This window comes from Chitinophaga sp. CB10, from assembly GCA_001870995.2.
Classification (GTDB): Bacteria; Bacteroidota; Bacteroidia; order Chitinophagales; family Chitinophagaceae; genus Chitinophaga.
Window position 1 is genome coordinate 811,669 of the sequence record MLAV02000001.1, and the last position, 14,840, is coordinate 826,508.

The following is a 14,840-nucleotide window of genomic DNA, read 5'->3' on the forward strand; positions in this document are numbered from 1 at the left end:
AAGCAGCCACGCTTCCTGTGTGGCTGCTTTACTTATTTATGCCTGTGCTGCCTAACGGCCATGGATATATTTTCTTAATGGCCCGTGGAATAACAATTTGATTACCTTCGCTGTATATAACAACAAAAAGCTGAACCTTGCTCAAAAAAGAACTGCGCATCATACTCGTTTCGCTGGCAGTGAGCTTTATCCTTACCGCTGCGAAATTCCTGGCGTATATGCTCACCCATTCCGTGGCTATCCTTTCCGATGCGCTGGAATCCATCATCAACGTGGTGGCGGGCGCTTTCGCCAGCTACAGTATTTACCTGGCCGGTAAGCCGAAAGATGAAAACCATCCCTATGGGCATGGAAAGGTCGAGTTCTTTTCTATCGGCTTTGAAGGGGCGATGATCTTTTTCGCCGGCATCCTGATCCTCGTCAAAGCAGCGCAGTACTTCATTTTCCCGCAGGAGTTAAATGAGGTGGACAGCGGCCTTTGGCTGCTGGGCGCTACCACGCTGGCCAACCTCATGCTGGGCCTATACCTGCGCCGTTCCGGCAAACAGTTGAACTCCCTTACCATCAGCGGCAACGGCCAGCACATCATGACGGATGTTTACAGCAGCCTGGGTTTGATCATCGCGTTGGTGGTGATCCGCTTCACGGGCTGGCACTGGCTGGATCCCGCGGTATCCGTGGTGATGGGCGTACTGATCCTCATCAATGGCTACCGCCTGATGCGCCGCTCTATTTCCGGCCTGATGGATGAAACGGATATGAAAGTGGTAGACAGCGTGATCAGCGTACTGTCCGCCAACCGCCGTCCTAACTGGATTGACGTGCACAATATGCGCACGCAGCAATATGGCAACAACTATCACATTGATTGCCATATTACCCTGCCTTATTACCTGGAATTAAGTGAAGTACACGATGAGGTGAAAAGGGTGGAGGACCTTGTCAACAAAGAGTTTGAGGGTGGTGAAACGGAATGTTTCATCCATACGGACCCCTGCATTCCTGCCTGTTGCCACTACTGCATCAAGGCGGACTGCCCGGTGAGGAGTCATCCTTTCACCGGGGAGATCCAGTGGAGCCGGGACAATGTGCTACCCAACCGCAAACACGGCCTGTAACTACTCTTCGCCGGCTTCTTCTCCATCGCCATGGCCCAGCATTTCCCGGATGGGTTTAACTGCATGGTAGATGCCCCTGTTGTATTTATTACCGAGGATAATCAGCGTGGTGCTGTCCTGCACAAAACGGTAGAACACCGTATTGTTGCCATGCCACCAGCCATTGTGGTACACGATATTGCGGGAGCTGTCCGGATATACCATCAGCCGCCACCCGAGGCCATAGTTGCGTACGCCCGGCTTCTCGTGGCTATACGGCGTATAGGCTGCCTTCAGCGTTTCCGGTTTCAACAGGTTGCCGGAATAGAGCGCCTGGTCCCATTTCAGCATATCGCGTGCGGAGCTGTAAATGCCTTTATCTCCCATTACGCCGTCGAAGTAAGTATCCGGTTCCAACTGCCCGTTGTACTTGTGGCTCTGCGTCTGGTGCGGCCTTACGGCGGAGGAAGGGTCGTACACGAAGGTATTGGTCATGCCCAGCGGCTTGAAGAAGGTTTGCTGCATGAAGTCAGCATACTGCTGCCCGCTCACTTTTTCAATAATGGAAGCCAGCAGGAGATAGTTCGTGTTACAATATTGGAAATGGGTGTTGGGGAGATGTTGGATCCGCGGCCGGTGTACCTCCATGAGCCGGATCACTTCCTCGTTGGTGATAAACCGGGAGGGTTCTTTCCACAGGCTATCGCAGAAGTACAAATAGTTGGGAAGGCCGCTGCGGTGGTTGAGTAACATTCTTACCGTAATGCCTTTGTAGGGGAATTCCGGGAAGAAGGTTTGCAACGAATCATCCAGCGATAATTTTGCCCTGTCCGCCAGCCATAGCACGGCCGCGCCGGTAAAGGTTTTGGAAACCGATGCCAGCTGGAAGGAAGAGGAATCGATGATAGGTGATTTGGTGCGGTAATTTTCCAGGCCATGATATTTTTCAAAAATGATCACGCCTTTCTTCGCCACGATCATGGCGCCGTTGAATCCTGTACGGACAAACTTGTTATAGAAAGATTCCAGTTCCCCCTGGAGCTGAATGGTCCTTGGTGCGTGTAGAATGGCATCCTGCTGTGCTGCTGTTAGCTTTAGTGTATATAATGCACTGTCTGCCGCTTTTTTACTTTTCTCTGCCGCCTTGCGCGCTGCTGTGCTCTGACAGCTTGATATAATTACAACTCCCGAAATAGTGAGTAAGATGCCTGCTGCTTTCAATCGCTTCATTATGAAGTGTATGACTCTATTAATGTCTTTTGTTTCTGCTCGAACGTTGATTCACTGACACGAAATTACTTATGAATGTTAAGCTCCTCCAAATAAAATACTGCCTGTTTTCATTTTTAACGCATTTTTAAGAAAACATTCCGGCATGCATTAAACAAAATGAAAGGATTAAGGCGATTGATTAGATGGAATCTAAAATAAAATGCTAACTATTTGATTACTCTTAAACATCCAGTAGATTTGTGCCCTGTTAATGCCCAGCAAGCAGCAATTATTAAGCCAATTGCCAGAAAGGAATACACATATAATTATAAATAATACTATGGATCAGCACAAATTGACAAGTTATCCGAAAGAGAAGATCAGCATTTTATTGTTGGAAAACATCAGCGATGCCGCTGTTGCAGAGTTCACCAACGCAGGCTATTCGGTACGTAAGTTGTCGGGCGCGCTGAGCGAAGATGACCTGATAGCAGCCATCAAAGATGTTCACCTGCTGGGAATCCGTTCCAAAACGCATGTGACCAAAAAAGTACTGGATGCGGCCAAGAAGCTGCAGGCCATTGGTTGCTTCTGTATCGGGACCAACCAGGTGGATCTGAAATCGGCCACAGAAGCCGGTGTGGTAGTGTTTAACGCACCTTATTCCAACACCCGCTCGGTAGCTGAACTGGTAATTGGTCTTTCTATCATGTTGATTCGTCGTATTATAGATAAGAACAACGCAGCGCACAACGGCACCTGGATGAAAGAAGCTACCGGCAGTTACGAACTGCGCGGCAAAACGCTGGGTATTGTGGGATATGGTAACATCGGTTCGCAGGTAAGCGTACTGGCGGAAGCGATGGGCATGAACGTGATTTATTACGACGTGGAAACCAAGCTGCCGCTGGGTAATGCTACGCAGGTGCGTACCCTGAAGGATTTGTTTGGCCAGGCGGACATCATTTCCCTGCATGTGCCGTCCAACCCGTCTACCAACAATATGATCAAAGCGGAAGAGCTGTCCTACGCCAAGCCCGGGGCGATATTTATCAATTACGCCAGAGGTGAGGTCGTGGACCTGGAAGCCTTAAAAGATGCACTGGTGAGCGGGAAATTGAGCGGAGCTGCCATCGATGTGTTTCCGGTAGAACCGGAGAAGAACGGCGCTGCTTTTTCTACCCCCTTACAAAAACTCCCCAATGTAATACTGACGCCGCATATCGGAGGAAGTACCGAAGAAGCGCAGCATAATATTGGCCTCGACGTTAGCGCGAAGATGCTGAACTACCTGGAAAAGGGCGCCAGCTTTGGCTCCCACACGGTGCCGGCCATCAGCGTGCCGGCGGTGGAGAACACCCACCGCATCCTGCACATCCATGAGAACGTGCCGGGCGTACTGTCTGCCATCAACACGGCGCTTTCCACCAACAAGATCAACATCCTGGGGCAGTACCTGAAAACCAATGATACCATCGGTTACGTGGTGCTGGACGTGGACAAACAACTGTCCGCCGAAGCCCTGGCCTTACTGAAGGAAGTGCCGCATACCATCAAAACCCGGTTGCTGTACTAAGCTGCCGTTCAACCTTATACTGAAAGCTGCCGTACGCACGGCAGCTTTTTTTGTGCATTCACCCGTGGATATTGCCATTTCATCGACTCCCCGGCCGGGGGAAAATGTTTTTACTTACCTTGTTTAGAAATAGCTATCTTATGGCCCGAAATAATGTTGTTTTTCATGAAATTTAACAGGTCATTTTTAACCGGAACCGCAGTAGTGGCCGGTTTGCTATTTTCAACTTTAGTGAAAGCCCAGGATGAAGACGTGAATAAATGGGCGCCGGCAGGACTCAGCATCGATGGCAAGGCCAGCGAATGGCCCAAACCGCTGACGTTCTATAACAATGACGCTAAACTATTTTACACCATAGCGAACGATTCCAACAACCTTTATGTTGTAATTAACGTTCCGGACCAGGTGAGCCAGATGAAAATAATGCGTGCGGGTTTTACGTTTTCAGTAAACCCGACGGGCAAAAAGAAGATCGTTTCCTCCATTACTTTCCCGCTGCTGGGAGAAGATGCGCCGGAAGTAGTGGAATCGCAAAACCAGCGCAATTCGGTAGAGTGGAAGCGGAGCATCCTGCAGAACGCGAAACAGATCAGCGTGGAAGGACTGACCGGCGTGCCTGACGGGATTATGCCGGTTAAGAATGACAAGCAGATTGCGTCCGCAGCATCGCTGGACGAACAGGGTAACCTGGTATGCGAACTGGCCATCCCCCTGCAATATCTTGGCTTAGCCATCAACAACGATAAGCCCATCGCTTACAGATTTAAAGTGAATCCCCTCAACCGGGACGACCGTAAAGCAAAGGAAAAGGAAGTGAAGGACAGACTGGCCGCCATGCAGGCAGCAGAAAAGGAAGGCAAAACGCCGCCTCCGATGCCGGCAGGCCTGACAGGCCCGGGTATGGAAAACCTTTTCTATCCGAAGGACTTCTGGACCAGGCAGCTGATGGCTACGCACAAATAGCATCCTGAAAAATATTTTCATATAGCCCTAATAGTTATGCAACACAAACTTCACAGATTTGCCGGTAAGTTGGCCATGGCAGCCTGCTGTGTGGCCCTGTTCTTTTCCTGTAGGAAAGAAAAGCTGTCTACCGATGGCAACGGCGGCGGCAATGGCAATGTAGCCTTGTCGGCAGAGGACTCGCTCAAATACCTCATGTATAACATCATGCAGGTGTCCTATGCGGACGGGGGGCGGAATAAATCCCAGGGCCTGCCTACCTATTTCTGGTATAACTCCGTGCCGGCGCTGAATCCGCTGGACAGCAAGTTCAGTTCCGCGGACGTGTTGCTGAGCACCATGGCGGGGTATGCCATCAACCCGGTGACCAAGCAGCCGTACGACCATTACAGTTTCCTGGACCGTACGGGATCGCTGACGAATAAGCTGATCAACGGCGTTTCCGCGGCTACCTACGTAGCGGCCACCAACGGGGACATCGGGCTGGAATATGCGCCGGTGTGGGATTCCGACAATAAGAAGGTACGTTTCTTTGTGTTGTATGCGGATAAAAACAGTCCTGCCGGCAAACTGGGCGTGACCCGCGGGTATGAGATCATCTCCATCAACGGTAATACAAAGTTTGATACCACCAGCGCTTTTCTGACGCAGGCCTACAATGCCATCCTGAATTCCAGCAGCGTTACGCTGGGCTTTCAGCGGCCGAACGGCAGCACATTTACCTCCACCCTGGCAACGGCTTCCTACAACGTAAACCCGGTGGCCTTTGATTCTGTGCTGACGATGGGCACTAAAAAGGTGGGCTATTTTGTGTTGTACACCTATTCCAGCGTGACGAATTCCAACGGGGATGCGACCAATACCAAAACCGCCATCGATGAGACTTTTAATAAGTTCAAAGCAGCGGGCATCAACAACCTGATTGTGGACCTGCGCTATAATGGCGGCGGAGCTGTGTCGACCGCGGAATACCTGGATAACCTCATTGCGCCGGCAGCGGCCAAAGGGAAGGTGATGTACAATTACCAGTATAACGACAAGCTGCAGACGGTGGCCACTTCCATCGGGCTGGAGACGGCGGTGAACTTCAGTAATACGGACCCCGGCGGTCTTAACCTGGAAAACGTCTTCTTTATTACTACCCGTAACACGGCATCCGCCAGCGAGCTGACGTTGAACAACCTGCGGCCCTATATGACGGTGCAGCTGGTAGGCGACACTACTTACGGCAAGCCGGTTGGTTTTATTGATTTTAATATATCCATGTACGATAGTACGGGCGCTAAGAAATACCTGGCGGACCTGTATGCGATCAATTTCGCGACGACGAATGCAAACGGATCCGGTGGCTACTACACGGGCATTGCGCCGCATGCGCTGGCGAGGGACCTGGTGAATGTGCCATGGGGGAATATCCTGTTTGACGAGAACCTGAATATGATCAATAACTACCTGAAAGGGAATGGTTATAAGGTTACGAATACGCTGCGTACGGAGTCCGTCGCGCCGGCGTATGCGGTAATCAAAAGCGCCACCAGGCTTTCAGGGTTCAATGGCATGGTGGATTACCGGTTGAGCAAACAAATGCAGCAGGCGTTTAAATAGCTGCTGCTACTGATAACGGCGAAGGCGGTACCATGGGTATCGCCTTCGCTGTTTTATTGAATGCGTGATGCATTCATTCGCTGATATGCTTTAGTGGACGATGATTTCATCGGCGAAGAGGAAACCCTTTTGCGCATTTTGGGCTTGGATGCGGATATACCTTGCCTGCTGGCCTTTCAGCTGAAAGGTAAATTTCCGGAAGGTGAGGGCAGGGATGTTATCCGGGATGTCATTTTGTTGTTGCTCCAGCGTCCGGAAGTCGGTCCCATCCTGCGATACGGCGATGGTTACGGTTGCCGGCAGATAGATGCCCACGCCGGTGAGCTGCATAAAGTTAAGCGACACGTCGTTCAGCGGTTGGCTGCTTCCCATGTCGACCGTTACATCCATGTCATGACTTTCAAACCCTTGCCATTGGCCATCCCCATAAGATACCCCGCCGCGGTAGCCGTTGGTGAGGGTACTCTCTTTTTGTGCGGGGTAGTTTTTACTATAGGGGAGATGGTAATGCACGCTTTTGCCAACGGCTTTGTGAAAGTCGGCTTCCAGGCGGGAGGGCGTGCCTTGCGCCAAAGAGTCGCGAAATACAGCGGCGCTGATGAGGGCCGGGCCGCTGAAGGTAAAAGGTCCCGTGTACAGGGTGGATGCCGCTGTGGGCGTGCTGCCGTCCATCGTGTAGCGGATGGCCGGCCGGTATTGCTCGGAGGTGAAGGTAACGGTGGTTTGTTTTGACTGGTAGTTGATTTGCGGCACGATGGTCACGGTATAGGAGGGCCGGAAATAATTTACGTTTAGCCGTTGCAGCAGGAGATAATGGGATTGTAACCGCGCTTTGAAATCTTCAAAGTTTTTGCGGGCGGTATCGCTCCAGGCAACTTCCGAGAGAGCGATCAGCCGGGGGTAGGTCATGTATTCCAGGTGGGCGGCGTGTGGAATGAGTTCCGTCCAGATGTTGGCCTGCACGCCGAGGATATGTTTGGCTTCGGAGGCGGAAAGCGTTGCCGGTACGGGGTTATAGCTATACACTTTTTCCAGTGGTACGTAGCCGCCCTGGGCTTCCGGCTGGGTTGCGGGATCGGCCTGGTAGTGGTCGAAGTAGCAGTAGGCGCCGGGCGTCATGATGACGTCGTGGCCTGCTTTGGCGGCGGCGATGCCGCCGGTTTCCCCGCGCCAGGACATGACGGTAGCGTCAGGGGCGAGGCCGCCTTCCAGGATTTCGTCCCATCCGAGGAGGTGGCGGTGATGGGCTTTCAGGAAGCGTTCCATGCGGCGGATGGCGTAGCTCTGCAGTTCGTCCACATCCCGGAGGTTTTCCGATTTGATGCGCTGCTGGCATTTGGGGCAGGTTTTCCAGGCGGATTTATTGGCTTCATCGCCACCGATGTGGATGTAGGGAGACGGGAATATGGCCATTACTTCGGTGAGTACCTTTTCGAGGAAATCGAATGTTTGGTCGTTGCCGAGGCAGTATTCGCTGTTTTTATAGGGGATGCCGGAGCAGGAGAGTTGCGGGTACACGGCGAGCACTTCTTCCGAATGGCCGGGCATTTCAATTTCCGGGATGACGGCGATGCCGCGTTTGGCGGCGTAGGCGACGATTTCGCGGGCCTGATCCTGGGAGTAGTAGCCGCCGTAGGCGTTGGGATCGCCTTCGCGGGCGTAGCGGTGGCCGGTGGCGGCCCAGTCCTTCCAGGTGTTGCCATAGCGCCAGGCGGCGGTTTTTGTGAGTTCCGGGAACTGTTTTATTTCCAGTCGCCAGCCGGCGCCATCGGTGAGGTGCCAGTGGAAGGTATTCATTTTATAGAGCCACATCAGGTCGAGGAAGCGTTTGATGTAGGCGACGGGGTAGAAGGTGCGGGAAACGTCCAGCATTACGCCGCGGTGGCCAAAACGGGGTTTATCCGTGATGGTGACGGCGGGAATGAAGTTGGTATCCGGCTGGATGAGTCGCAGTTGCAGGAGGGTTTGTGCGGCGCTGATAGCGCCGGCGGCATTGTGGGCGTATATGGCTACTCCGGAGGGATTTACCTTTAGGAGATAACCGTTGTAATCCGGCACGAGCCGTGCGTCTGCTGGGAGGATACGTACGGCGCCTGCAACGGCGGGATTATTCTTTTCTCCCAAAACTTTAACGGGTTGACCCTGTGTGGCGATTAATTCTGCTATATTTTTAAAGGAGCGGGAGGTAAGGATGGGCGTATGGCTGGTCCATTGGAAATGCCCGGCGCCTGCGGTTATTTCCTGCGGGCGTGGAATAAGGTGAAGGTTGGAGGTGGCCTGGGCGAGGGTAGCGGCGTAGGATGCAGCAATGGCGGCGGCCATTAGTGCGAGCTTTCTGATCATGTTCACAATTCTTTGGTTGCGGCGAAATTAGGGTAAAAATGCGGGCATGAAAAAAGGGAACCTCCGGAGGAAGTTCCCTTTTCAGGTATTTACGTGAAGTAAAAGTAGTAATTACTTTACAGAAGCAACCAGGCTTTTGAAAGTTTCTGGTTCATTCATAGCCAGGTCAGCCAGAACTTTTCTGTTCAGCTCAATACCTTTACCTGCTAATTTGTTCATGAATACAGAGTAGGTCAGACCTTCTGCTCTTACTGCAGCGTTGATACGAGCGATCCACAGCTGGCGGTAATTTCTTTTCTTCAGTTTACGACCTACGTAGCTATAAGTCAGCCCTTTTTCGAGGACGTTCTTCGCTACGGTGTAAACATTTTTCCTTTTGCCATAAAAGCCTTTGGCTTGCTTTAAGATCCTTTTTCTGCGGGCTCTTGAAGCTACGGCGTTAACTGAACGAGGCATTTTTTGTCTTTTTTCTCAGGTTATAAAATTCGATTTACTTAGATTAGCGCATGCAAAGCATTCTCTTAACGAGATTCAGGTTTGCTTCGTTAACCAGCGTACTACCTCTCAGGCTACGTTTTCTTTTAGTAGCTTTTTTGGTCAGTAAGTGACTTTTGAAGGCCTTGAACCGCTTAATCTGTCCGTTCCCGCCAACTTTGAAAGTTTTCTTAGCACGGGAATGTGTCTTGAATTTAGGCATCTTACATCAAATTTGGTCTGCAAAGGTAGGGAAAAATAATTAAAAAACGCAGTCCTGCTGAAATTTCTCCGATTTCCACCGCCCTGTGGATAAAAAATTCAAAAAATCTTCCTAATCATTAACCCTTTGAGAATCAGGAAGCAACCCCAGCTTCTCAACTACTCTAGTGTTTTCTATCATATTATAATAATTATCACTTTTTTTATTTTTCCATATTATTGTTAATTTTAATTTTATAATTAGCCGATTTTAGCCATATCGAGTTTAAACACCGATGCCTATGAAAACATTCTACACACAACAAAACGCCCGCCGGTACGAAGGATCCGGCGCTTTTCAACGATGTATGCAGTTAAAACAGCTAAGGCAATGACGGCCTGACAATCCGCCATTTCTGATACTTTTTTGATTTAACCGAATACACCTATGAAAAGATTTCTTACCCTCATATTACTGTTACTGTCGTTCCTGCTCGCCAGGCACGGGGTGATGGCGCAATCCAATGCGACGCCGCCCACTGGGGTACCTAACAAGCCATTTATGAATATTCCTATAAATGTATGTGCCGGCAACTTTGCCAGCATAAACGCATTTATATGGGATTCTACCTATTATCAGAATGGCAACCGGCAGTTTAACTATCCAAACGTTAAGGTGGACTGGACGATTACCGGGGGGGATTATGCCGTATTATATAATGGAAAACCCAACCTCCCTAATGGAACACGGGATACGACTATTACCAACCAGGCCGCAGACTCTTATAAGGTAAATGCCCTTACCATCCGGTTTAATACGCCGGGGGTGGTATATACTGTTAAGGCGGACATTACTTATAAGGATTACTGGGGTAATACGCGCACTGCGAGTATCACACGTACCATTACGTCTGTAGACTGTTCGATCACCGTTTGTAAGGGTAATACTACCATGGCGTCCGACTTTTATGAGGACTTTGGACGATTCAGAAGGTACACGGACAACTCCTTAAGCGATAAACCCAAGCCATACTGGATTGCCGGTGCGGTAGGTTATAATTATAACAACAATATTTTTTATTCCTGGCCTAACCCGGATGTATCGGGTAATTTTGATGACAATAGTTATGTAATTTATTGGAATACCAAATTAAGATCAGAGTGGGATAGTGTGGGAGATCATACCGGTGGTATTAAATATATATCTCCAACATCTGATAGTGTGGGTGGTATGCTGATCGCCAACTCTGCGAATGACAAAAGAATTTTCTATACCCGTGATGTGGTGGTTTGTCCTGGTTCCCAGTACAACTTCAGTGCATGGTTTCTGAATACCAACACGCGGGAAGTATTTAACTCCACCTGTATCCAGGGTAACTCTACCGGTTACCGCTATGCGGGTGTAACCTTTAAAATTTTAGACTCATTAGGGAACCTGCTGAAGGAGTTCAAGACATTTGACGTGTCCATGAACCTGAACACCAGCGGGGAACGCTGGTTGCAATATGGCGGTACATTTAAGGTGCCGGGAGGTATTAAGAAGCTGAAGCTGCAGATCGTAAACGATAACGAAGGGGGTTGCGGTAACGATATCGCCATTGATGATATTAAGTTTAATTACTGTTCTCCGAACATCTACGGGTTTGTGGACGGTTTGAAGGATGACGGGGTGACGGAGTCTGTACAGTGTGCGGGATCCCCCATTGATCTGACGGCATGGTACACGCCGAACGGGTATGATCCGAATGATCCGAGCAAGCCATATAATAAGGACCTGGATTATTTTAGCCAGAAGGTATTCCGTTGGGAGTACAGTTACAACCTGGTGAACTGGTACACGCTGACGGACTCGATTGGCGTGAATACTGCTACCGGCGTTACTGAAAAGATCCGGTACGGCAGCCAGGATTCTATTCTGCATTTCCTGCCGGGCGCGTTACAGGGTAACCCTACGCAGCCGGTGGTTCGTTATTACCGGTTGAACATTTTTGAAAAGGGGAACGAAAATATCAAGGATTGCGGATCCCCCTCTACGCCGATTGCCATTACGATACTGCCTAAGCCGGTGGTAAAATTGTCGTCCGCTGCGATATGTTTGGGCGACCAGGTAAACCTGACGGTGGAAGGGCAGTACACGCGGTATGAATGGAAGGCGCCGCCGGAGATAGCGGGGATTTCGAACGAAGCCGTGGTGGTATCGCCGACGCATAGTACTACCTATACTGCCTATGGTTATGCCAACTATGGTAACGGCCGTAGTTGCGTGGACTCCGGATCGGCTACGATACGGGTAGATACGCCTGCGGTGGTACATGTAACCGGCGGGCCGCTGGAAATATGCGCGGGTCAAACGCCTACCAGCTTCCAGATAGAACCTGAGAACAATAAATATAGTATTAAGTGGACCAGTACCTGGCCGGTGGCACAGGATACCGTGTACGGAAGTACGACGAATGTACTCAGTAATATTTACCCATGGCATGTGGGGGATAACTATTTTAAAGCAACTGTAACGAAGGGCGTCTGCGTGACGAGCGATTCCCTCTTGGTGCAGGTGCGGTCGATGCCGATTGCGAAGACCAACATGGATGAAATGGTGGGGCAGTGTAGTAAGTCGCAGTTCACCATGAAGGCCAACCAGCCGCTGAGCGATCAGAAAGGTACGTGGACGTTCATCCGTGGCGTGAGTAATGGTACCAGTACCATCACTAATCCAAACCTGTACAATACAACGGTGAACATCTCGCCGGCTGGCACGAGGGATACGCTTATCTGGACGGTTGTGAACAACAACAAGGCGGATTGTATTTCCCGTGACACCGTAATTCTGTTTAATACCAAGCCGCTCACTGTTCCAAAGAGCATGGGAAGCACCCAGGTGTGCGTGCTGGCGGGAGAGAGCGTAGTATTAAACCTGAATGGTACAAAGCCTGAGAACGAAGGCGAGTATGGTAAATGGACATCCAACCCGGTTACCAATATTACTTTCGCGAATGATGCGTTATATAATACTACTGCAACGATAGTAGGTACGGGCGCAGCTACGAACTACACGTTGTACTGGACTATTAATAATGGTATTTGTCCGGCGGGTCCTTCTGCTTCACTGGCGGTGCGTACTAAAACGCCTCCAACCGTTGCGATTACGAATTCGCCTGTGATTGCGTGTAACACGGCTCCAAGCGTGCGCCTGAATATTACCAGCGGCAGCAGCACGATTACCAATTATAGTATTGCGTCCACCGGCGCCAACCCGATGCCGAACTTTGTACCGGTAACGGCGGCTGCATGGACCGGCGCTTCGTATATCGACATGAATATTCCTGCAAATACGCCTGCGGGGATATATACATTTGTGATGACTGTGTGGGAGAGGAATACGACTACCGGTGAGGACCTGGCGGGTTGTACGAAAGCAGTGACGTTTACGGTGAATTTGTCCGAGCCGGCTACGCCGCCTACTGACATTACTTTAAATGGCGCAGCGCTTTGCGGCAGCGGAAACGTATTGCTGACGCTGAACGGCGCCAAACCTGGCACCAACCCGGATAGCACAGTGGCAACCGTATGGAAATGGTACAAAGGCTCCTGCGGTGGTACGCCGGTTACGCCGGATAGCGCCAACGCGGATAATTCAGTAGTGCTGTTCAGAAATGTAACTGCTACTACCACTTATTATGTAAGGGGAGAAAGCAGTGGCCCTTGTGGTAACTCTATCTGTAAATCAGTAACTGTAACGGTTTACCAGAAGCCAGGCGTTCCTACGGCTACGCCTGAGCAAACGCATTGTAATGTGTCAACCTTTACAATGGATGCAAGTAACCCTGTTCCTGCAACAGCGGGCGGTAAATGGTCCATTATTGGCGGGAATGCTGTGGGCGTTGTGATTACAGATCCTGCTAATCCTAAAACAACCGTAACGGTGCCGGCAGGTAACTGGGTAGAGTTGAAATGGGCTGTAGGTAACGGGGTTTGTGACTCTGTAAGTACGACCGTTAAATTATATAATTATGCCGCAGCGGAAGTAGCCGATGCGGGCGCTGACCAAAGTGCATGTGAGAAGAAAGATCCGTTTAAGCTGGGGGCCAGTGAGCTTACCGGAACCGGTAACCTGCCGCAGGTAGGAACATGGACAGTGCTGTATAACGGCACCGCCACCCCTGCACCTTCCGTAAGCAATGTGAATGACCCGGCAGCAACCATCACCGTACCGGTAGGAGATAGCATCCGGCTGGTATGGACCGTAAGCAGTGGTAAATGCTCTTTCACTACTGACACGGTAGCGCTTTATAACTTTGCCGCCAGTGCGGCAGCAAATGCCGGCAATGATCAGACGGCATGTGCGCAGACAGATCCGTTCCAACTGGGTGCAACACCGGTTAAAGCAACTGGTAATATCCAGCAGATTGGTACCTGGACTGTTATTTATAATGGTACTAACCCTACGCCGGTGGTAGTAGGGGATCATAATCCGAATGCAACCATCAAAGTTCCTGTTGGCGATAGCGTGCGCCTGGTATGGACTGTGACAAGTACGGTAGGTGGAAGTGTTAACACTACCTGTGATGCTACGACAGATACTTTAGTTATTTATAACTACGCTAAGAATGTGAATGTGGCAGCTGGCACTGATTTGTCGGCCTGCGCCCAGACAACACCATTCCAGCTGGCGGCTACGCCTGTACAGCAGGTGGGTAACATCCAGCAGGTGGGTACCTGGACGGTAATTTATACTGGTACGAACACTACGCCTCAGGTGGTGGATCCGCATGATCCGGCCACTACCATCACGGTACCTGTAGGGGATAGTGTACGTTTGGTATGGACTATTACTAGCGTGGTTGATGGCAAGAATGTAGCAACCTGCTTTGTTCAGGATACAATGGCGATCTATAACTATGCGGCTAATGCCGCTGCCGTGGCTGGTGAAGACCAATCAGCATGCGCGCAGACTAATCCGTTCTTGCTGGAAGCTACTCCGGTAAAATCCACTGGTAACATCCAACAGGTGGGTACCTGGACAGTGATTTACACAGGTTCAGGCACTGCACCGCAGGTAGCGGATGCGCATGATCCTGCCACTACTATCACAGTGCCGGTAGGAGATAGCGTTCGCCTGGTATGGACTGTAACCAGCTTTGTAAACGGTCAGGCGGTAACTAAATGTGCTGCAACTACTGATACTGTAGCGATTTATAACTATGCAGCTAACGCCGCTGCTGTAGCTGGTGAAGACCAGTCAGCATGTGCGCAGACTAATCCGTTTAAATTAACGGCTACTCCGGTAACATCCACTGGTAACATCCAGCAGGTGGGAACCTGGACAGTGATTTACACAGGTTCAGGCACTGCACCACAGGTAGCAGATG

The 14,840-nt window shown here is 50.5% G+C and carries 9 protein-coding genes; 5 read left to right on the forward strand and 4 right to left on the reverse strand.

Going from position 1 to position 14,840, the window contains the following annotated elements:
• Window positions 1-137: 137 nt before the first annotated feature.
• Complete coding sequence (locus BOC67_RS03255) at window positions 138-1,118, forward strand: cation diffusion facilitator family transporter (RefSeq protein ID WP_291907194.1); 981 nt, start codon at window positions 138-140, stop codon at window positions 1,116-1,118.
• Here BOC67_RS03255 and BOC67_RS03260 read toward each other — a convergent pair whose 3' ends face one another.
• Window positions 1,119-2,327, reverse strand: a complete 1,209-nt coding sequence (locus tag BOC67_RS03260) for a serine hydrolase (RefSeq protein WP_291907197.1) — start codon at window positions 2,325-2,327, stop codon at window positions 1,119-1,121.
• 322 nt (window positions 2,328-2,649) lie between these two features.
• Between BOC67_RS03260 and serA the strand changes: the two genes are divergently transcribed.
• The 3 genes from serA to BOC67_RS03275 all read left to right on the forward strand — a co-directional run bounded on the left by serA (window position 2,650) and on the right by BOC67_RS03275 (window position 6,453).
• The gene (gene serA, locus BOC67_RS03265; RefSeq protein ID WP_291907200.1) at window positions 2,650-3,885 is read left to right on the forward strand and encodes a phosphoglycerate dehydrogenase; all 1,236 of its coding nucleotides are present in this window, start codon (window positions 2,650-2,652) and stop codon (window positions 3,883-3,885) included.
• Window positions 3,886-4,050: 165 nt separating this feature from the next.
• Window positions 4,051-4,848 (forward strand): hypothetical protein, encoded by a 798-nt coding sequence (locus BOC67_RS03270; protein WP_291907203.1) that lies wholly within the window; start codon window positions 4,051-4,053, stop codon window positions 4,846-4,848.
• Between the two features lie 36 nt (window positions 4,849-4,884).
• Window positions 4,885-6,453: a S41 family peptidase gene (locus BOC67_RS03275; RefSeq protein WP_291907207.1), complete on the forward strand. Its 1,569-nt coding sequence runs from the start codon at window positions 4,885-4,887 to the stop codon at window positions 6,451-6,453.
• A 90-nt stretch (window positions 6,454-6,543) separates the two neighbouring features.
• On the opposite strand, the gene BOC67_RS03280 is transcribed toward BOC67_RS03275, so the two are convergent.
• The 3 genes from BOC67_RS03280 to rpmI all read right to left on the reverse strand — a co-directional run bounded on the left by BOC67_RS03280 (window position 6,544) and on the right by rpmI (window position 9,493).
• A complete protein-coding gene (locus tag BOC67_RS03280) occupies window positions 6,544-8,796 on the reverse strand; it encodes a family 20 glycosylhydrolase (protein ID WP_291907209.1) in 2,253 nt (750 codons plus the stop codon).
• A 111-nt stretch (window positions 8,797-8,907) separates the two neighbouring features.
• Window positions 8,908-9,252, reverse strand: coding sequence for a 50S ribosomal protein L20 (rplT, locus tag BOC67_RS03285; RefSeq protein ID WP_111593818.1), 345 nt, complete (start codon window positions 9,250-9,252; stop codon window positions 8,908-8,910).
• 43 nt (window positions 9,253-9,295) lie between these two features.
• A complete protein-coding gene (rpmI, locus tag BOC67_RS03290; RefSeq protein ID WP_073087562.1) occupies window positions 9,296-9,493 on the reverse strand; it encodes a 50S ribosomal protein L35 in 198 nt (65 codons plus the stop codon).
• Window positions 9,494-9,919: 426 nt separating this feature from the next.
• Here rpmI and BOC67_RS03295 point away from each other — a divergent pair.
• Window positions 9,920-14,840, forward strand: a 4,921-nt coding sequence (locus tag BOC67_RS03295; protein WP_291907219.1) for a hypothetical protein, incomplete at its 3' end; no start/stop codon positions are given.

What these genes read in the sequence shown, in the direction of transcription:
- rplT (WP_111593818.1), bottom strand. Translation starts at nt 9,252, where the DNA reads ATGCCTCGTTCAGTTAACGCCGTAGCTTCAAGAGCCCGCAGAAAAAGG.
- BOC67_RS03270 (WP_291907203.1), top strand. Translation starts at nt 4,051, where the DNA reads ATGAAATTTAACAGGTCATTTTTAACCGGAACCGCAGTAGTGGCCGGT.
- BOC67_RS03275 (WP_291907207.1), top strand. Translation starts at nt 4,885, where the DNA reads ATGCAACACAAACTTCACAGATTTGCCGGTAAGTTGGCCATGGCAGCC.
- BOC67_RS03260 (WP_291907197.1), bottom strand. Translation starts at nt 2,327, where the DNA reads ATGAAGCGATTGAAAGCAGCAGGCATCTTACTCACTATTTCGGGAGTT.
- serA (WP_291907200.1), top strand. Translation starts at nt 2,650, where the DNA reads ATGGATCAGCACAAATTGACAAGTTATCCGAAAGAGAAGATCAGCATT.
- BOC67_RS03280 (WP_291907209.1), bottom strand. Translation starts at nt 8,796, where the DNA reads ATGATCAGAAAGCTCGCACTAATGGCCGCCGCCATTGCTGCATCCTAC.
- rpmI (WP_073087562.1), bottom strand. Translation starts at nt 9,493, where the DNA reads ATGCCTAAATTCAAGACACATTCCCGTGCTAAGAAAACTTTCAAAGTT.